The sequence below is a fragment of the Parasphingorhabdus litoris DSM 22379 genome, from assembly GCF_020906275.1.
Lineage (GTDB): Bacteria > Pseudomonadota > Alphaproteobacteria > Sphingomonadales > Sphingomonadaceae > Parasphingorhabdus > Parasphingorhabdus litoris.
In genome coordinates, this window is the sequence record NZ_CP086727.1 from 3,456,720 (window position 1) to 3,473,260 (window position 16,541).

General features: G+C 51.2%; 18 protein-coding genes and 1 tRNA gene. 6 read left to right on the forward strand and 13 right to left on the reverse strand.

Annotation, left to right across the window (positions count from 1 at the left end; all coding sequences use genetic code 11):
• The first annotated feature begins 106 nt into the window (after positions 1 to 106).
• Positions 107 to 1,672 (forward strand): tetratricopeptide repeat-containing sulfotransferase family protein, encoded by a 1,566-nt coding sequence (locus BS29_RS16680; protein ID WP_229954758.1) that lies wholly within the window; start codon positions 107 to 109, stop codon positions 1,670 to 1,672.
• On the opposite strand, the gene BS29_RS16685 is transcribed toward BS29_RS16680, so the two are convergent.
• Genes BS29_RS16685 through BS29_RS16695 form a run of 3 tightly spaced genes read right to left on the reverse strand, consistent with a single transcriptional unit; the run spans position 1,669 to position 5,578 of the window.
• Complete coding sequence (locus BS29_RS16685; RefSeq protein WP_229954759.1) at positions 1,669 to 2,757, reverse strand: DUF917 domain-containing protein; 1,089 nt, start codon at positions 2,755 to 2,757, stop codon at positions 1,669 to 1,671. The genes BS29_RS16680 and BS29_RS16685 overlap by 4 nt on opposite strands.
• A complete protein-coding gene (locus tag BS29_RS16690; protein ID WP_229954760.1) occupies positions 2,754 to 4,304 on the reverse strand; it encodes a hydantoinase/oxoprolinase family protein in 1,551 nt (516 codons plus the stop codon). The genes BS29_RS16685 and BS29_RS16690 overlap by 4 nt, the downstream gene beginning before the upstream one ends.
• Positions 4,301 to 5,578: a purine-cytosine permease family protein gene (locus tag BS29_RS16695; protein WP_229954761.1), complete on the reverse strand. Its 1,278-nt coding sequence runs from the start codon at positions 5,576 to 5,578 to the stop codon at positions 4,301 to 4,303. The genes BS29_RS16690 and BS29_RS16695 overlap by 4 nt, the downstream gene beginning before the upstream one ends.
• A gap of 177 nt (positions 5,579 to 5,755) precedes the next feature.
• Between BS29_RS16695 and BS29_RS16700 the strand changes: the two genes are divergently transcribed.
• A complete protein-coding gene (locus tag BS29_RS16700; protein WP_229954762.1) occupies positions 5,756 to 6,256 on the forward strand; it encodes an Lrp/AsnC family transcriptional regulator in 501 nt (166 codons plus the stop codon).
• Between the two features lie 255 nt (positions 6,257 to 6,511).
• On the opposite strand, the gene BS29_RS16705 is transcribed toward BS29_RS16700, so the two are convergent.
• The 6 genes from BS29_RS16705 to BS29_RS16730 all read right to left on the reverse strand — a co-directional run bounded on the left by BS29_RS16705 (position 6,512) and on the right by BS29_RS16730 (position 11,326).
• Positions 6,512 to 7,144: a glutathione S-transferase family protein gene (locus BS29_RS16705; RefSeq protein WP_229954763.1), complete on the reverse strand. Its 633-nt coding sequence runs from the start codon at positions 7,142 to 7,144 to the stop codon at positions 6,512 to 6,514.
• A 195-nt stretch (positions 7,145 to 7,339) separates the two neighbouring features.
• Positions 7,340 to 8,245 carry a phytanoyl-CoA dioxygenase family protein gene (locus tag BS29_RS16710; RefSeq protein WP_229954764.1) on the reverse strand — a complete coding sequence of 302 codons (906 nt, stop codon included), beginning with the start codon at positions 8,243 to 8,245 and terminating at the stop codon, positions 7,340 to 7,342.
• Positions 8,246 to 8,268: 23 nt separating this feature from the next.
• Positions 8,269 to 9,453, reverse strand: a complete 1,185-nt coding sequence (locus BS29_RS16715) for a saccharopine dehydrogenase family protein (RefSeq protein WP_229954765.1) — start codon at positions 9,451 to 9,453, stop codon at positions 8,269 to 8,271.
• 47 nt (positions 9,454 to 9,500) lie between these two features.
• Positions 9,501 to 10,295, reverse strand: coding sequence for an SDR family NAD(P)-dependent oxidoreductase (locus tag BS29_RS16720; RefSeq protein ID WP_229954766.1), 795 nt, complete (start codon positions 10,293 to 10,295; stop codon positions 9,501 to 9,503).
• A gap of 46 nt (positions 10,296 to 10,341) precedes the next feature.
• Positions 10,342 to 10,737 (reverse strand): nuclear transport factor 2 family protein, encoded by a 396-nt coding sequence (locus BS29_RS16725; RefSeq protein ID WP_229954767.1) that lies wholly within the window; start codon positions 10,735 to 10,737, stop codon positions 10,342 to 10,344.
• 82 nt (positions 10,738 to 10,819) lie between these two features.
• Positions 10,820 to 11,326: a 2,4'-dihydroxyacetophenone dioxygenase family protein gene (locus BS29_RS16730; protein ID WP_229954768.1), complete on the reverse strand. Its 507-nt coding sequence runs from the start codon at positions 11,324 to 11,326 to the stop codon at positions 10,820 to 10,822.
• Positions 11,327 to 11,426: 100 nt separating this feature from the next.
• On the opposite strand from BS29_RS16730, the gene BS29_RS16735 reads away from it, so the two are divergent.
• Positions 11,427 to 12,440: an AraC family transcriptional regulator gene (locus tag BS29_RS16735; RefSeq protein ID WP_229954769.1), complete on the forward strand. Its 1,014-nt coding sequence runs from the start codon at positions 11,427 to 11,429 to the stop codon at positions 12,438 to 12,440.
• A 272-nt stretch (positions 12,441 to 12,712) separates the two neighbouring features.
• Complete coding sequence (locus tag BS29_RS16740) at positions 12,713 to 13,210, forward strand: hypothetical protein (RefSeq protein ID WP_229954770.1); 498 nt, start codon at positions 12,713 to 12,715, stop codon at positions 13,208 to 13,210.
• A 674-nt stretch (positions 13,211 to 13,884) separates the two neighbouring features.
• On the opposite strand, the gene BS29_RS17520 is transcribed toward BS29_RS16740, so the two are convergent.
• The 4 genes from BS29_RS17520 to BS29_RS16750 all read right to left on the reverse strand — a co-directional run bounded on the left by BS29_RS17520 (position 13,885) and on the right by BS29_RS16750 (position 15,360).
• Entirely contained in the window at positions 13,885 to 14,427 is a 543-nt protein-coding gene (locus BS29_RS17520; protein ID WP_326838474.1) for a tyrosine-type recombinase/integrase, read from the reverse strand.
• Between the two features lie 19 nt (positions 14,428 to 14,446).
• Positions 14,447 to 14,989 (reverse strand): tyrosine-type recombinase/integrase, encoded by a 543-nt coding sequence (locus BS29_RS17525; protein WP_326838475.1) that lies wholly within the window; start codon positions 14,987 to 14,989, stop codon positions 14,447 to 14,449.
• Positions 14,986 to 15,126 carry an Arm DNA-binding domain-containing protein gene (locus tag BS29_RS17530; RefSeq protein WP_326838476.1) on the reverse strand — a complete coding sequence of 47 codons (141 nt, stop codon included), beginning with the start codon at positions 15,124 to 15,126 and terminating at the stop codon, positions 14,986 to 14,988. Before BS29_RS17530 ends, BS29_RS17525 begins: the two co-directional genes overlap by 4 nt.
• A gap of 147 nt (positions 15,127 to 15,273) precedes the next feature.
• Positions 15,274 to 15,360 (reverse strand) — tRNA-Leu (locus BS29_RS16750).
• Positions 15,361 to 15,448: 88 nt separating this feature from the next.
• On the opposite strand from BS29_RS16750, the gene BS29_RS16755 reads away from it, so the two are divergent.
• Both BS29_RS16755 and BS29_RS16760 read left to right on the forward strand, forming a co-directional pair.
• Positions 15,449 to 15,589: a hypothetical protein gene (locus BS29_RS16755; protein WP_229954771.1), complete on the forward strand. Its 141-nt coding sequence runs from the start codon at positions 15,449 to 15,451 to the stop codon at positions 15,587 to 15,589.
• 3 nt (positions 15,590 to 15,592) lie between these two features.
• The gene (locus tag BS29_RS16760) at positions 15,593 to 16,540 is read left to right on the forward strand and encodes a complex I NDUFA9 subunit family protein (RefSeq protein WP_229954772.1); all 948 of its coding nucleotides are present in this window, start codon (positions 15,593 to 15,595) and stop codon (positions 16,538 to 16,540) included.
• The last annotated feature ends 1 nt before the right edge of the window (position 16,541 follow it).

Genomic DNA, 16,541 nt, shown 5'->3' on the forward strand with positions numbered 1-16,541 from the left:
TTGAAAGCAGCTAATTCAGCTCAATAATTTCGCTTAATTCGGTACTGGAGCAAAATTTGATTTCTAGGAACAAGTTTGCGGCAATATGGGGGCCAGAGCTCAGGATATGAACGATTTAACGCTGGCCACCGGTCTTAAGCTGTTGCGGAATAAGCATTATGAAGATGTTCATGCCCGATCGATTGAACTTATCAAAAAAGATGTGAACAATCCGCTACCCTATTTTCTGCTCGGCGTTGTTGCGGAGGAGCATAAAAATTACAGCAAGGCACCGGAGCTGTTTGCCAAGGCTGCTGAACTGGGTCCCGATGTTGTGCATTTTCAAATTTACCACGCGAGAATTTTATCGACCATAGGGCAACAAAATGCGGCAAAAGCCAGCGCTGACAAGGCCGCTGCGCTGAACATAGATGATGCCTCGCTGGCCGATACAATTGGTGTCGTATATAGCCGCGCTGGATATCATCAGCTGGCTATTCCGTTCTTCGAAAAAGCAGTTTCCTTAAAGCAGGATCGTGCCAATTATCACTATAATCTGGCTGCATCGGCGCAGTTTGTTGGTGATTTCGAAACCGCAAAGCAAGCCTATAGTCGGGCCCTTAAAATGGATGACGGTCATTATCGCGCCTGGTCATCCCTGACTTCGCTGGAAAAACAAAATGCAGAAAATAACCGGCTGCCCAAATTGAAGGCGCTTTTCAAGCAGGCCGAAGGGGATGCAGAAGGCAGGCTGCAAATCGGACATGCGATTGCCAAGACTCTGGAAGATTTACAGGAATATGAAGAGAGCCTCGCCTGGTTGTTGAAAGCCAAAGAGGCCAAGCGCGAACAGTTGCGTTATGATCGCGCAGCGGGTCAAAAGCTGTTTGAGAGTGCCAAGCAGACTTTCAAAACTGGCACCAACCTCGCGGCAACGTCAGCGGACAATATACCGATTTTCGTCGTCGGCTTGCCGCGAACAGGCACAACGCTTGTCGACAGGATATTATCGTCCCACCCCATGGTCGTTTCGGGTGGCGAGCTCAATATTTTTGCGGAACTGATCAAGGCGGCGGTGAACACACCTTCCAACATGGTTATGGATGCCGAGACATTTCAATTGGCGGCGTCATCAGATCTATCCGGAATTGGCGAAGCCTATATCCAAAATACCCAGGAACGTGCAAATGGATCACGGTATATGGTCGACAAGATGCCGCTGAATTTCTTTTATGCCGGCCTAATATCCAGAGCATTACCCAATGCCCGGATAATATCCCTCCGGCGCGGTGCGATGGATAGTTGCCTTTCCAATTTCCGTCAGCTTTTCTCGACCCGCTATTCCTATTATAATTATACGTTTGATCTCGAAGATACGGCGATATTCTATCGGTTATATGACGATCTGATGTCCCATTGGCGCAGCGTTTTGCCACCAGAACGGTTCTTGGAAATCCGCTACGAGGATATTGTTTACGATCAAGAAAATCAGACGCGCAAATTGCTCAAATTTTGCGAATTAAAATGGGACGAAGCCTGTATGCGCTTTCATGAAAATACCGCGCCTGTGTCAACCGCCAGCTCCGTTCAAGTGCGACAACCACTCTATTCGGGGTCGATCGGTCGCTGGAAAAGATATGGAGACAAGTTGGACATATTGAAAAATGCGCTTGGTGATCTCGTTCAGGATTAGAGCTTTTCCAAAGGCACATAGTCGATATCAAATCCGAAACAGCGCGGCGCGACCACTTTGAGTGCGGCCTCTGACCGGTAAAATTCCGGGCAACCGGTTGCAAAGACAGAAACACGCTGACCATAGCGCAATCGCTCGGCATTAATCGGCGTGCCGGTCTCATAGTCGACAATGGTTATGAGGTCCGGAACGCTCGCAGCCACCTTGTCGCCCAGTTTCGCCATCAAATATTCGTTTTTGATACTAACGGTCAGATTGTCACCCTTGCCGTCAAAGGCTTCGATTGTTGCCTCGCCGATATCATATCCGCCGATAATCCGGGTAGCTTTGTCGATCACTTTGCCGCTATGGATCAAGCGGCACTCGCCATAAATCGAGTCTGCAAAAATCTTCTGCAAAGGTTCCAGAAGACTATCGGCCTGCCCGCGATTTTCCCGCAATGTCCGACCCAGGCCAACAGAAAAGCTAAGGGTTTCGGGAATTATGGACCGTTTTAGCTCTTCTCCCGTCATCGGATGCTCGGCAGCTGTAATCATGCCGCCGGCTGCCATGGAGTAGCTGCGGATATGTCGCTCGTAGATAGCAGTGGTGGAAACTTCGAATATGGCCGTATTCCCGGCATAGTCGAATGCTACGGCGGGTGTTGGCCTGATCCCGGCTATCGGATAGGACATCATTTGCGCCTCAGGCAGCGCCCGTCCCATTCCATCACCGTCAATGACAGGTATCCCTTTGCCAGTTGCTGCAACCAACGGGATCAACGAGTTCCCGCCTCCAATTTCAAAGGAAGCAACAGCGTCAACCTTTCGTCCGACATGCTTCTCAAATGCCTCGAGCGTGCGCGCGGCATCGTCAATTGACGGTAATAATTCCAAGCTGACAGTTGGTGCACCAACGCTGCCTATTGTTACGACATAAGCGTCATTGTCGAGTTTGTCCGGTTTGATTACCGATACGGGGCCATATTGCTTTATCGCCTCATGTGCGATGAGCTTGGGCACATGCGGATCTCCGCCGCCGCCCGTGGCCAGGAATACAGATCCGAGCGCCAAATCATTAAGATGCTCCAGGTCGATGAACTTCATGATGATCCTCCAGTGGCAAGATCACCGATAACTTTCACCCGAATCCGCGTGGCGCCTTCATCCATATAGGGGACAGCCGTTTCCTCTATATCGACGGCTTTTATCGATGAACTTTCGGCACCGGCCTCAACCGCACGCCCTTTGGCTTCGTCGGTCACTTTCTTGATTGCCTCCTCACGCGGCGTTTCGCGATATGACATCAAGCGTTCGGCTTCACCGCCAATTTGCGCAATTGCGGCTCCGATGGCATTGGCAACCCCGGAATTTTCCGGACGATGGAGCTGCGATGCAGCCCTTAGTCCACCGGTCACCAATATCGCTCCGCCGCCGACCAGAATGACGGGCATTTCCTTGCCGCCGGGTTTCATCATTTCGATGCTTTGATCGAGTTTTTCGTGCATCGTAAAACCGGCCTGCTCGACAGTGGTTTTTGGAATATGGGCAACCTTGGAAGCATCGCCAATATCAGCGGCACCGCTTGCCACGAGGATATCGGTTGTGGTCAATGTCTCACCGCCGAAAACCAACCCCTCGGTCACCAGATTATGGCCGACCGATTGCGGCCCGATGGTTCGGCCTTCGTCGAGAACGAGGCTGCCGCCGCCAAGACCAATTGCCAATATGTCCGGCATGCGGAAATTTGTGCGCACACCGCCAATCTCGATGACGACATTGGACTCGCGCGGGAAACCGCCTTGCAATACACCAATATCCGATGTCGTCCCACCAATATCAACGACAATGGCTTCTTGCAGCCCGGTTAGCTTATGGGCACCGCGTAGCGAGTTAGTCGGTCCGGAAGCAAAAGTCAGCGCGGGATAAGCCCGCACGAAATCTGCGCTCATCAAAGTGCCATCATTCTGGCTGATATAAGTAGGGCTATGCAGTCCGCGATTGGCAAGTGCGTCAAGAAAGGAGCTGACGACCTTGTCCGCAAAGGGGAGCAAAGTTGTATTCATAATGGCCGCATTCTCGCGCTCCATCAGGCCGAGCCTTCCGAAGCTATGCGACACCGTGATCCGCGCATCGGGAATGGCAGCGCGGATTTTCGCGGCGACAATTTTCTCTGGCTCGGCATTCATTGGCGAGAAGGCCGAGGCGATGGCGATATTCTTGATACTCTTTTTCAAAAGATCTTTGATCAACGATGCAATTTCGTCATCCCGAATGTCTGCAACCGGGAAACCGTCGTAAAGATATCCGCCATGCAGCGTGTAGATATGACCGCCCATTGCTTCTGCAATATCGGCAGGCCAGTCGACCATCGGCGGCATTCCGCGCCCAGAAGGCAGGGAAATGCGAACCGCAGCGACAGGCGACAATTCGCGCCGCTGCACGATCGCATTGGTGAATTGCGTCGTGCCGATCATCACGGTTTGGATCATATCCTGCGATACGGCACCATCTTTCAGCAAGCTGTCCAAGGCGTCCGTGATGCCGCCAACAACATCCGCAGATGTCAGGGCCTTGGTGGCCGCTATGACATGATCGCCATCTAATATCACAGCATCCGTATGTGTGCCGCCCACATCAATACCAATTCTCATGACGCCTGTACCTCGCGATTGCGCCAAGCCAGCCCGGTATAGACAAGTCCAGCCAAGATCACGGCGTCCATGGCGGCAATACCCGTTAGCGTTGGGAGCAGTTCTTCTGATGCCAGTACCGCAAAAGCCGCACCTATCGCCCACGCGATCAATCCCGGAGTGTTAACGGAACCATTTTGATCCAATGTGCTTAGACTATAGGCTTTGGGCCGAATGAGCATCCAGTCAATTATGATGACACCCGCCACCGGAATGAAGATAACCGAGAGATAGAATAAAAATGTCACGAAGCTATCAAGAATATTCAGAAGCGCGGTGATGACACCTACTGCCCCCAATCCAACCGCAAGCCAGCTGCTGTTTGATTTCGGGAATGTCGCCTTGACACTCAATATTGTGCTGTAAAGATTCAGCGAGTTCAGCACCCAGCTTCCGGCGATGACAATTGCAAATGCCCCGAGCCCCAAATTCAAATCAATCATAATATCGAGAATATCGGTTTTCCCCGAAACAGAGCCGGCCAGGCTAGCGGCACCCATTACGATCAGCTGTACAATCATATAGGCGATGATGGCGGTGTAGACGGCTCCGCTCCAGTGACGCACGAAACGCGTGATGTCCGGCAATATGATGGCACCAATTATGATCGCACCGACGATAGCGGAAATGCCGTCACCGATCGTCAATGTCGGCGTCTTATCTATTGCCAAAATCTGGCCAAAAGTCTGTGCATCCAATGCGGATTGAGCGAGCAGGAAGGTAACAAAAGCCAAGATGGGCACCATCAGGGTCGCCAGTAAATTGATTGCTTTGAAACCAACCAATGTCGTCAGTGTCATGCAAATGCTGGCAAATATTGCCAGACCCACAGTGGATAGGTTTGTCCCCCAAACTTCCAATGCCAGACGTGAAACTGCGCCAGCGAACAAGTTGATATTTATTCCAAACCAGCCGAGCAGAGAGATGGCAAAGGCGATATTGACCAGGCTTGCCCCGACATCTCCAAAGGCGACGCGCACGAGAAGGTAGGAACTCATTCGGCTGTTCGCGCCAATCGCCCCCATGATTGCACCGATAATCAGGATGATGGCTGAGCCTGCTAGCAATGCCCAGAGAGCATCAATTGCTGACAGGCCCTGAGAGACCTCCAGTCCGGTGATGAAGGTGGGAAGCGAGAAAGAAACCATTGCCGCAACCGCAGCCACACGTGGCCAGGGGACCAGCTGGTCGTCAGTGATCGCTGCCGCTGAAAACTCGTTTGTCTCTCCCGACATATTCCCCCCAAATTTTGCCGCGAACATGAATCGGTTCTTTAGCAATATCAGCAGGAGCCTAGTCCAACAGGCTCCAAATATGATTTTGAAGATGCGTCCTGGTTCAAACCAAAATTTTGTAGTTAGCCAAAATAGAAATGCCAATTATAGGATTGGCAAACAGGACAAAAAAGAAAAATGAAAAAACGCGCCATCAAGCTGGACAAGATCAACCGCAAAATATTGTCGATCACCCATTTAGACTCGGATATATCAAATCAGGATCTTGCAGAGCAGGTCGGCCTTTCAAACAGTGCCTGTTTCCAGCGCATGAAGGCGCTGAAGGAAGCCGGATATTTCGTCAGCTTTCACACCGACTTGGATCTCGACCGGATGGTCAAACATGTGCTCGCCTATGTTGAATTCACGCTGGAGAATAACAGTCCGCAATCGCGCAAAGCTTTTGAAGCGGTCATCGAAGACATTCCGGAGTTCATGGATTGTCTAAGAGTGACTGGCGGCGTTGACTATATCTCGTTTACATGCTGCTCGAACACACAGGCTCTAAATGCCCTGGTTGACAGGGTCAGTGGAGACGAAACACTGGGCGTCAAAACAGTAAAAACACGGATCATATTGGAGCGGGCAAAATGGTATCTCGGCTATCCGCTCGCCAATCTGGAATGGCTGGATGATTGATTTGGACTACTAACCGGTTAGCGTTTGTCCAACATCCAACACTGCACTTAGTTTGATTCGCTGAGACAAGGTCAATCGTCACGCAACCCAATTCATAAACGGTTTTCTAGCTTGGCGGTAATTTTCTAGTGTCCGCTTTTGCTCCAAAACAGGGCCACAGCCAGACAGTCCGCAAACGGCCCATAAGCAGCTTGTCTGCAACGCGCCCCAGTTTAGGACGTTTGGGTGGTGTCCGTTATATCCCGAAAGCGGACGTTAAAAGGATTGTTGTTTTGGTAGGTCTGACAGCGCTTTTTGAAACGCCGGGCGTGACGCCAGTCGATTGAAATAGGCTCCAACGGTTTCAGAAAACTTTGTGCCAGTACAAGCTTGAGCAAAAAACAAGGTGTATCCCAATGAAATATCCGCTGCACTAAAGCCGCTTTCCAAAAGATACTCCCGGTCTTTCAATTGAATTTCCAGCATTTCGAGCGCTTTTGTGATTTGAAAGCGGCAATAGGTATCAAACTGTTCCGAGACCTTATACGGGTCTTTTCCGTACGTTTGGCCAAAACTCACAGAGATGTAGTTAGCCATGCCGCTTTCCGCCATATGCAACCACTGCAGATAAGTCGCATATTCAGGATTTTCCGACGAAACGCTCAGTGAGCTTGGACCGTGACGATGCAGCAAATATTCCATGATTGCTGTTGATTCTATAACTAACTCTCCATCATCATACAGCGCTGGAACTTTTCCCATTGGATTGATGGACCGATATTGATCTGATGCAAAATATGCACCATTATATTCCATGCTCTTCAACTCATAAGGTAATCCCATTTCCTCAAGTAACCAAAGCGCGCGGATTGATCTTGTGCCTGGCGAATGAAAAAGTTTTAGAGTCATTATATTCTCCGATAATAAAAACTTGAGAGCGATGATTTAGTGTCACAACACTGGGCTGTCGAATTTCAGATTGATTTGCAATGACCGCTTTTGCGTCCTTGGCAGTCATGTCTGCTTCATCCCGATACCGTGCGACACACTGTGGAACGGCCTTTCCGGAAATTTCTCTCCTAACGGAGGACTCGCCCCACGCGGCTAATCTGCCGCTATCGGCAATTCTAGACGTTTCGCCCCGGCACTGACATATTCCGTATCAGCTTTTGGCTCGAGTGATTCTCGAACATCACGATAGTCAGCGGTCCATAGAACCGGCCAATCAGGCAGAAATGTCTTGTGTGAATAATAGCCCAGCATATGCTGCACCCGCGGTGAGAAGTTCCGTGCCACTTCCCATGGTATGGTAATAGGATGCGCTTCTTCCGGCGTGAGTTGCGCTAGAATGTAGCTCATCTGTATACCAAAACGCCATTTGTCATTAGAAATATTGGCGCCTGCGCCATGAATGGCCTTTCCCGTATAAAGCAGCGCTGATCCGGCAGGCATGACTGCTTGCACCACCTGCTTTTCATCCGCTTCTACCGAAAAGTCCTCCCAAAGATGGCTGCCGGGAACAACGCGGGTCGCCCCATTTTCTTCTGTAAAATCAGTGATCGCGAGCATGATGCTCAGCGTACCTTCGGGGCCATCTTTACCCAGATTGTGGACCACTGGCCAATTGCCAACGTCCCGGTGCAACATTTGTTCGGTTGAACCAGGGCCGATAATCATCGCCTGACCAGTGTTCAGCCAATAATCATTTGCAAACGATTGTTCAGCCCATTGGTGCAGGAGATCATTATCGATCAGATTGGCAAATGATGGGGCCTTGGTTGCTAGTCCTGCAAATCTTTTGGTCTGTGCACCGCAAAACATCTGTTTGATCGCGCCGCCGGACATTCCGGGCTCAAAACCATCCGCATGCGGTTTAAGTTCAGAAACCAAGGTACTAAGAAGCTCATTCCCAATGAAGTTTTCAACGATAATCGCTCCGTCTTCATTGATCGCAGCAATAATATTTTCTGCCGTATCGCTGCTGTCGAAATGTCTAAGTTGCGCTGTCATTATGTCCTTCTCCTTTTATATACTCAGCTATTGGTTGAAACTTCTGTCTCGAATTTCAGCACGCCGGTATCACCAAGCCGATCGACCAGTTTTTCACCTAGGCCAGTCGCCGGAGTCCAGAAACCGCCAGCAGTTTCGACATCGTCTTTCAGTAAGCACAGGGCTGCTTGAGAAATCATTTTCGACGTACAGCCATAGCCAGGGTCCTGAAATCCGCTGACGCGCACAAGTCCGTACTGATCGGCGCTGTTTGTGCCGTGATAAGCGATGGTAAAATGACCGGCCTCACGCTCCTCAGGAGATGGTCCTTCGCCCGGTTGTGGCGGACCGCCTTCTGGATTCAGCATCGCACCCGGATCGGCCATTTGCGTGGCCAGCTCTTTGCCTTCGTCGCCGGGGCCGGTCATCGTCATTTCATCATAGCCGAAATCTGTTCCGTAACGGTGGCTCTGCAGAAAGTTCGACCGATGCACTGTCTTGGTGTTGATCGCCGCCATAATGAACGGCGCGGCCCAGCTGTTCAGATCCTCATCAAATTTCACTGAGTCGCCATCGGGCTGCTCCGGACCCGCAAATCCCGGCGCAAGAGCATAGGGACTGCCGATGAGTTCAGCCACAGCTGGGTCCTGGGCGGCCACGCCCATTTCAGCCATGATGCTGGCGACGGTACCACCAGATGCCACCCCTTGCATGGCTTCAACACGACCCTTTACGCGAGTGAAAGGCTGTTTCTGATGTTTTGCAGCAAGATTTTGCAGATGCAAGATGCCCAAGTCGGATGGTATGGAATCGAAACCGGAGCTGTTTATGATACGTGCGCCGGAAGCTTTTGCTGTCGCATCATATTTGTCGATCATCGCGCGGATCCAATTGGATTCACCGCACAAATCAAGATAGTCTGTGCCTTCCTCGGCGCAGGCGGCGATCAGATTTTCGCCATAATGCTGATAAGGTCCTGCCGCTGCTATGACCACTTGCGCCCGACGAGCGAGCTCGGTCAGTGCCGATTTGTCGCTGGCGTCAGCAACGATGGTTTCAGTATCCTCGGACAGGCCAAGATCGGACTTCACCTTTGTCAATTTGTCACCATTGCGACCAGCAATGGCAACTTTCACACCATCCTGCTGGCCGAGATACTCGGCAATGAGCTGTCCGGTGAAGCCCGTGGCGCCAAAAACGGCGATATCGATATCTTTTACGGTTGTCATATTATCATTCTCTCATGTGTAGTTGCGAAAAAAGTGCCAGGGTTTGTTTATGCATCGGCTACCAAACGCGCAGCGATAGCAGGCAGATTGGGTTGGCCGGTATGGGCGGTTAAGCCTCCGTCGGCTGTCACAATGGAACCTGTCATATAGGATGCATCATCTGAGGCCAGAAAAGCGGCAATAGCGGCAATTTCCTCCGGCTCGCCCCAACGGCCCATTGGCACGACGTCGCACCACGCTTGATCCGCCGCAGGGACCGATTTGGCTTGAGCGATGATGGCTGTGGAAATGGGACCGGGAGAAATTGCATTCACACGAATATTCTCGCGCGCATGATCGATAGCCAGGGCGCGGGTGTAGTTGATCACGCCGCCCTTGGCCGCATTATAGGCAGTAAAGGCATAATCGGCGCCGCTTCCTGAAATCGAAGCCGTGTTCACAATGGCACCGCCGCCAACCGCTCGCATATACGGAATGGCTGCTTTGCAACCGAAGAAAACAGCGTCGAGATCGATGGCAATGACACGCCGCCAATCCTCAACAGACAAATCCGGAGTCAGACCGAAGCATCCAATACCTGCATTGTTGAACAGGACATCGAGCCTGCCGAATGCTTCCACAGCGGTGCCCATTAGCACTTCGACCTGATCATATTCGGCAACATTCGTCTTCTGAAACAGTGCGCGCTCGCCTAGTTCATTGGCCAGCGCCGTTCCCAGTTCATCATTCAGATCGGCGATAACAACAGCAGCACCTTCGGCATGAAAGCGCCGCGCGCTCGCCGCTCCGATCCCGGACGCTCCGCCGGTTATCACCACAGATTTAGCTTTGAATCGGTTCACTACATGCTCCAGATCTATTTACTGAATAACGGGTACGACTTTTCTACTATTTTGCTCGAATAGCTGAATTCAGTCCGGGAATATCCCACGCCTCCGCGATCTTGCCGTCGACAATGCGCCAGACAACCGCAGCATCGGTTTCCAGACTCATGCCGTCGATCGTCATACTGGGCAGCGCATGTACGACCACGAGCTCTGTGCCGATGGGGTAAACATGCTTCATGTTGACGCCAAATGTGCCGCCGGTTTTGCCCGCGAGATCTTTGAAAAACTGCATCCAGCCATCAAAGCCATGATAGGTCTTGTTGAGATCGGGCAACCCCTCGTTGAAATAATGCCATTTGAAATCTTCGGCAAAATTTTCCCGCACCTGCTCTATTTCAGGTGAGGTCGGATCAGGTAGATTTGCCAGCAATGCGACATTTTCTTCGGAGGCGTTCATGGGAGTGTCCTTTCTATTGTCCGGCGCTCACACCGAAACGGGCGAGTATATTTTAGGTGATTTGCTCTCAGCTGCGGTCACATCAGAAAGAGAAGGCGGCAGAAGCACCGGGTCGGATGTAGCGCGGCGCGTCACGACCCATCATCTGGCAAACCGTCAATACCGCTTGTTCGATGGTGCCTGCGTCGCTGACATCAATAAAGTTGTCATCATCATCGAAGTTAATGTTGGCGCCGGTGACAACCATGAATCCCTCGGCTGCTTCTTTGGCATCTTTTGGAACGGAGAACTGATGGATCGAACCACCGGGTTCATAAAGATAGCTGCCGGCAGTTTGCTTGTCCTCAGGATATTCGACATAGTTCCAGGATCCCTTGGTGGTAAAGAAGTGCACCGTGCCGGTGTGAAAATGGCGTGGCAGTAAAGTGCCAGGCGGGAATTTTGCGTACAGCACCCAGGTGCCATTCTCGGAGTCGAGGAACAATGGTTGGATGAAATATCCATCGGTCGGATGCTGGACTGCTTCCTGCTCATTGATGTTAACAGACAGTAGATGATCTTGGTGATTGATGACTTCAGGCAGTGACATTGTGTGATCCTCCGATTTTTGATGTTCGTTGTTTAAGCTGGCTAAAACGCGCGCAACAGGTTAGCACTGGCCAAGAACAGATCATTTTCGGACAGGCGTATTGACCTTTGACTTAGAGAATTTCGATCGCCCCGTGATGTCACCCCAAGTTGCGCGGCTGATTGTCGATATTCTCGATGATATGAATGTCTCACTGGTTGAGTTATTTGATCGACTTGATTTTGATCAGGGGTTGCTTGCCGATGATGAAGCATTTTTGAGCTTCAACCAGATGTTCGGGCTGATCGATGCAGCGCTGAGACTATCGCCCATTCCTTGGTTGGGTTTGAAGGTCGGTGGCGCTGAAACCGTTGGCACTTGGGGCGCGCTTGGTTACGCGATCATGAGCAGTGCGAATGAAATCGAAGCCACAAAAATCGGTCAGAAATATTACCAGGCCGCACCCAGCCTGATACAAACGACGACGCGTATAGAAGCCGGCCGGCAACGTATTCAGATGGACCCGATTTACCCAATCGAACGATTGGTACCCTTTTGCGTCGAGGAAAATATTGTCGGCATCATGCGATTGTCCTCTGAATATCTGCAGGAACCGATGAACCCTCTTGAGATTAGCCTGACTTATTCGAAGCCCGTATATGCACGAAAATACCGCGAATATTTTGACTGCCCAATTAGTTATGATCAGCCCGAAAATCTTGTTTGGACAAGGGTTCCAACCGAACAGCCGTTGCGTACATCCGATTCAGCGAGTGCACAAATCTGTTTGAAACTTGCTGAACAGCTTGTCGCTAAGCATCGGGGCGAAGACGATTTTTTGCTGCAGGTTCGTCGCGAATTGCTCAGGCACCCGGGTGATATGCCGGATATGGAAAAGGTTGCGGCAACATTGGCAATGAGTTCCCGAACGTTGCGTAGGAAGCTTAATGCGCTGGATACTTCATTCCGCCAAGTCCAAGATGATGTGCGCAAAAATTTGGCGCTCGATTATCTTAGGAACACAGCGATGACGATCGATCAGATTGCGGATCGCCTTGGATATACCGAATCCACAAATTTCCGCCGTGCATTCAAGCAGTGGACGATGGAATCACCTAGCCATTTTCGCAAATGAAAAATTACAATTTTGCGGCCATTTGATGCTCCGTAGCAATGGAAAAGACAGAAATCGGGCCAATGTCCGAAAATGATTTTTGCTTGTCCGATGCTGACCTGTGAACGCAAAGCTACAGCGGTTAACCATTGTTAATAGGCTGAATCGAGGAGCAGTTTCGCGTCTCTGTTTTTCACAGATGCGTCTATCTCACACAGAGGCCCCAAAGACACATAAGCTGGTCGCGCAAGTAATATCATATTTTCCGTAACCAGACAAAGCCGGAGAAGATAATGCCAAGTAAAGATTTTTTGGAATGTCTCAAAGATGTTTATCATGGTGAACAAACAGGGGAGATATTTTTTGATGCAATGCTAGAAAAAGCCGATAGTCCAGAGCAGCAATATATTGTTGGCTCGTTTCTTCAGTTTGAGACCGAGGGTAAAGCGTTGATTCGTCCAGCTATGTCGCGATTTGGCTTGTCAATGGTCGAGGATCGCCAAGCCAGAGAAACCGTGTCCGCTGGGAAAGAGACTTTGTTTGCTATGTCGTGGGAAGAAAGTTTTGCCGCTATCAACGAAACTACAAGAAGCACATATCTACAACGCTACGTAGAATTGGAAACATTGGTATGCGCTGAAGAGGAACCAGAGACTGCCAAGCTAGCAAAGTTTATGGGTGATCACGAACGGGCGCTTGTACTCGCTACTGAGAATATACTGAACGATTCTGAAAATCCAATGGAACCGATTGTGAGTCTTTTGCATTTTCCGCTGTTCCGGCCAGCGTGAGTTTTCAACTATGCGGCATCGTTTCCAACACTGGTTGGCAACAGATCGGCATCATTGCGTATAGAAAGTGTGATCAAGACCAGATCACAGTCCGCTGATTTTTAAATCCGCGATCCGGTCAATTTGTCGATGTCGCATGAACCTGAATAATAATCTGAGTATAAGCTAGTGGCCGATTTTGCGCCCATAGCGGATGGAACCAGACAGTCCGCAATCGGCCCAAATTTGGTTGAAAATCGATAGCTTACTGAACCCTAAACTACTTGCCTTCAAGGCACTTGATCCGCTCAACATTTAGAAGATTAAACCCAGCCCGTGTTCCTTTTGGCATTTCCAGTATCTCCTCGGAAGTCGATCGCGGTACGCCCCCGCTTTCGACTTCACACCTGATCCTTGGTAATCGGAGAGTTAGTACACCAACCTAGATTGGTCCTGTGACCTTTAGGCCCGAGAGCCCTGGACATGCGTCACAGGCTCCCCGACCATAGGACAGGAGTGCGATGCTGTTTTCGGTCAACATCAACCGTCTAGGTATGGGGGTACTAATCCCCGATGCCTTGCGTGGTGGCATCAATAAGCTGTATACTCGTGGTTTTCCTGACTTAGCTTAGGATCCTTTCATAAAATTACTTTTTCGAACGGCAGAAAGACCCTCAGGCTGACATAGGGCGGCGTCACCGTGGAATGGCATCGTTGATTGAATCAACTTTCCCTTCCGCTGTTAGTCGATCCAAATAGTCTGACCACCACTGCGCCATTTTAACGCGCTCATCCCAATGCGCACCTCGATGATAAATACTGCGAATTGCATTGGTGTCTTTATGGGCCAATGCTCGCTCAATCGCATCTGACGACCATTTGCCACTCTCGTTGAGCAATGTGCTTGCCATAGCGCGGAAGCCGTGAGCGGTCATTTCCTTGCCGCTATATCCCAGCCGTCGAAGCGCAGCATTGATTGTGTTTTCCGATATCGGGCGATTACCCGGATAAAGAGACGAGAAAACGTAGCGCTGGCCCGCGCTTATAGCTTGCGCGCTTTCCAGAAAACCAAGGGCCTGTCGTGATAGCGGCACCATATGGGGATCGCGCATCTTCATTTTTTCCGGTGTTATGGTCCAAATTGCCTTTCCAAGATCGAACTCGCTCCATTCGGCGCGCCGCAATTCCCCGGGGCGAACGAATACGTGAGGGGTGAGCTTTAGCGCCAAATGGGTCAACGGCTGGCCAGAAAAGCCTTCAATCGCTCAGCAATTCGCCAACCTTGGCTGGTTCCAATATGGCGCTGTGGTGCTTTACCGTCGGCGCGACCAAGGCCCCGCGCAGCAATGCGGACGGATCGGAATTACCGCGAGAAGTAGCAACCGCATATCGGAAAATGCGGCCAGACAAGGAGCGCATCCGCCTCGCTGTTTCCAAATGACCCTTTACTTCGACCTTTTGAAGCGTGGTGAGCAATTCGGCTGGCGTGATCTCTATGATCGGGCGATTGCCAAGGTCTCCTTCCAAAAGGGAAAGCAGCCAGCGTGTCTTCTTTATCGTGACAGCCGCTCGGCCTTCCTTCTCGATCTTCGTGATGTATTCTTCAGCAATCGATGAAAATGTGTTTGCAGCCGCTTCACGCCTCTCGTTCGCGATTTCTGCCTTCACACTGGCAGGGTCGGCACCATTGGCAATCAGCGTCCGCGCTTCATCGCGCCTTTCGCGGGCAACCTTGAGCGAAACATCAGGATAACGGCCAAGCGACAGCTTCTTCTCTTTCCCGAGATAGCGATATTTCAAACGCCACAGTTTCCCTCCCCCGACGGCTGGTCCAGAAGGAACAGACCGCGCTCATCAAACATCTTCTTCGGCTTCTCACCGGACTTTGCATTCCGGATCGCTGTATCGGTCAACGCCATAATGGGGGCCACTTTCATCTACTATTGCAATGTGGCCCCCATAGTGGCCCCTGCTATGCTGCGAGTGCAGGCGGGCATGGGCAGACAGCGACGGCCATAAACTGCTTTCTATTGGCAGTTTCTCGGGCTTTTTCAACCGCCAGCGAACTGTGATGAATAAGTAAATGGTGCCCAGAAGAGGACTCGAACCTCCACATCCTTGCGAATACTAGCACCTGAAGCTAGCGCGTCTACCAATTCCGCCATCTGGGCCAACCGACAAGTTGTCGGTGTAGGAGCGGGCGATTAGCGCCACGAGGGCGATATTGTCAATGATTCATCTGCCAATAAGGGCGATCTTATGTCTGACGGCGCGCTGGCGGATGAAATATGCTATATTGCGGCGGCAATAATATGGAATCGGATATTGCGTGCACGCGCCGGTCATGCAAAAGCGCGCGGGAAGGCAATGGCATCATTGCGCGAAGGAAATGGACAATAGACTATGACGCTTGACGGACAATTGGTTTGCATTTTTGGCGGTGGCGGCTTCCTGGGTCGCTATATCTCGCAACAGCTTTTGTCGCGCGGTGCGCGGGTGCGGGTGGCCGAACGTAATGTCAAAAATGCAATGCATATCAAGCCGCTGGGCAATTTGGGCCAGACCCAATTTGCCAGCGCCGATGTGACCAAGAAAGACAGCGTAAAACGGGCGGTTCATGGTTGTGACGCGGTTATTAATCTGGTTGGGATTTTGGATGGGGATTTTGAAACGGTCCACGTAACCGGCGCGCGCAACGTAGCCGAGGCTGCGGCTGAGGCCGGGTGCAGCGCATTGATCCAAATGTCGGCCATTGGTGCCGATAGCGAATCGCCATCCCGCTATGGGAAGAGCAAGGGCGACGCTGAGACCGCTGTGCTTGAGGCATTTCCCAGCGCAGTGATCATGCGCCCCTCCATAGTATTTGGCCGCGAAGACCAGTTCATCAACCGCTTTGCCGCGATGATCCGGATGATGCCGATAGTGCCGATAATTGGCAGCGACACAAAGTTTCAGCCGGTTTTTGTCGGCGACGTGGCACAGGCTGTGGCAGTCGCGCTAGAGAACCCCGCGCCTTATGCCGGTCAGATCTTTGAATTGGGCGGGCCGGAAGTCATTTCAATGGGGGATCTCAATCGGCGGATTGCCAAGATGACGAAGCGGGAGCGCGGCTTTATCGAAATGCCGGATGTTGCAGCAAAGCTGATGGCGACGTGCACGGGTTTTCTTCCCGGTGCACCGATTACGTTGGATCAGTATAAAATGCTGCAGAAGGACAATGTTGTTGCTGATGGGCAGGCTGGGCTGGAAGCATTTAATGTATCGCCAACACCCTTGGCGACCGTGGCCCGGGGGTGGATGGACAAATATACCACCTATGGCCGCTTTGGAGCGCGTGCAAAGGCAAGCTGAG

Coding starts and splice junctions, on each gene's coding strand:
- BS29_RS16705 (WP_229954763.1), bottom strand. CDS start 7,144: ATGACTCTAAAACTTTTTCATTCGCCAGGCACAAGATCAATCCGCGCG.
- BS29_RS16690 (WP_229954760.1), bottom strand. CDS start 4,304: ATGAGAATTGGTATTGATGTGGGCGGCACACATACGGATGCTGTGATA.
- BS29_RS16725 (WP_229954767.1), bottom strand. CDS start 10,737: ATGAACGCCTCCGAAGAAAATGTCGCATTGCTGGCAAATCTACCTGAT.
- BS29_RS16730 (WP_229954768.1), bottom strand. CDS start 11,326: ATGTCACTGCCTGAAGTCATCAATCACCAAGATCATCTACTGTCTGTT.
- BS29_RS16680 (WP_229954758.1), top strand. CDS start 107: ATGAACGATTTAACGCTGGCCACCGGTCTTAAGCTGTTGCGGAATAAG.
- BS29_RS16760 (WP_229954772.1), top strand. CDS start 15,593: ATGACGCTTGACGGACAATTGGTTTGCATTTTTGGCGGTGGCGGCTTC.
- BS29_RS16700 (WP_229954762.1), top strand. CDS start 5,756: ATGAAAAAACGCGCCATCAAGCTGGACAAGATCAACCGCAAAATATTG.
- BS29_RS16710 (WP_229954764.1), bottom strand. CDS start 8,245: ATGACAGCGCAACTTAGACATTTCGACAGCAGCGATACGGCAGAAAAT.
- BS29_RS16740 (WP_229954770.1), top strand. CDS start 12,713: ATGCCAAGTAAAGATTTTTTGGAATGTCTCAAAGATGTTTATCATGGT.
- BS29_RS17530 (WP_326838476.1), bottom strand. CDS start 15,126: ATGAAAGTGGCCCCCATTATGGCGTTGACCGATACAGCGATCCGGAAT.
- BS29_RS16715 (WP_229954765.1), bottom strand. CDS start 9,453: ATGACAACCGTAAAAGATATCGATATCGCCGTTTTTGGCGCCACGGGC.
- BS29_RS16755 (WP_229954771.1), top strand. CDS start 15,449: ATGTCTGACGGCGCGCTGGCGGATGAAATATGCTATATTGCGGCGGCA.
- BS29_RS16695 (WP_229954761.1), bottom strand. CDS start 5,578: ATGTCGGGAGAGACAAACGAGTTTTCAGCGGCAGCGATCACTGACGAC.
- BS29_RS16685 (WP_229954759.1), bottom strand. CDS start 2,757: ATGAAGTTCATCGACCTGGAGCATCTTAATGATTTGGCGCTCGGATCT.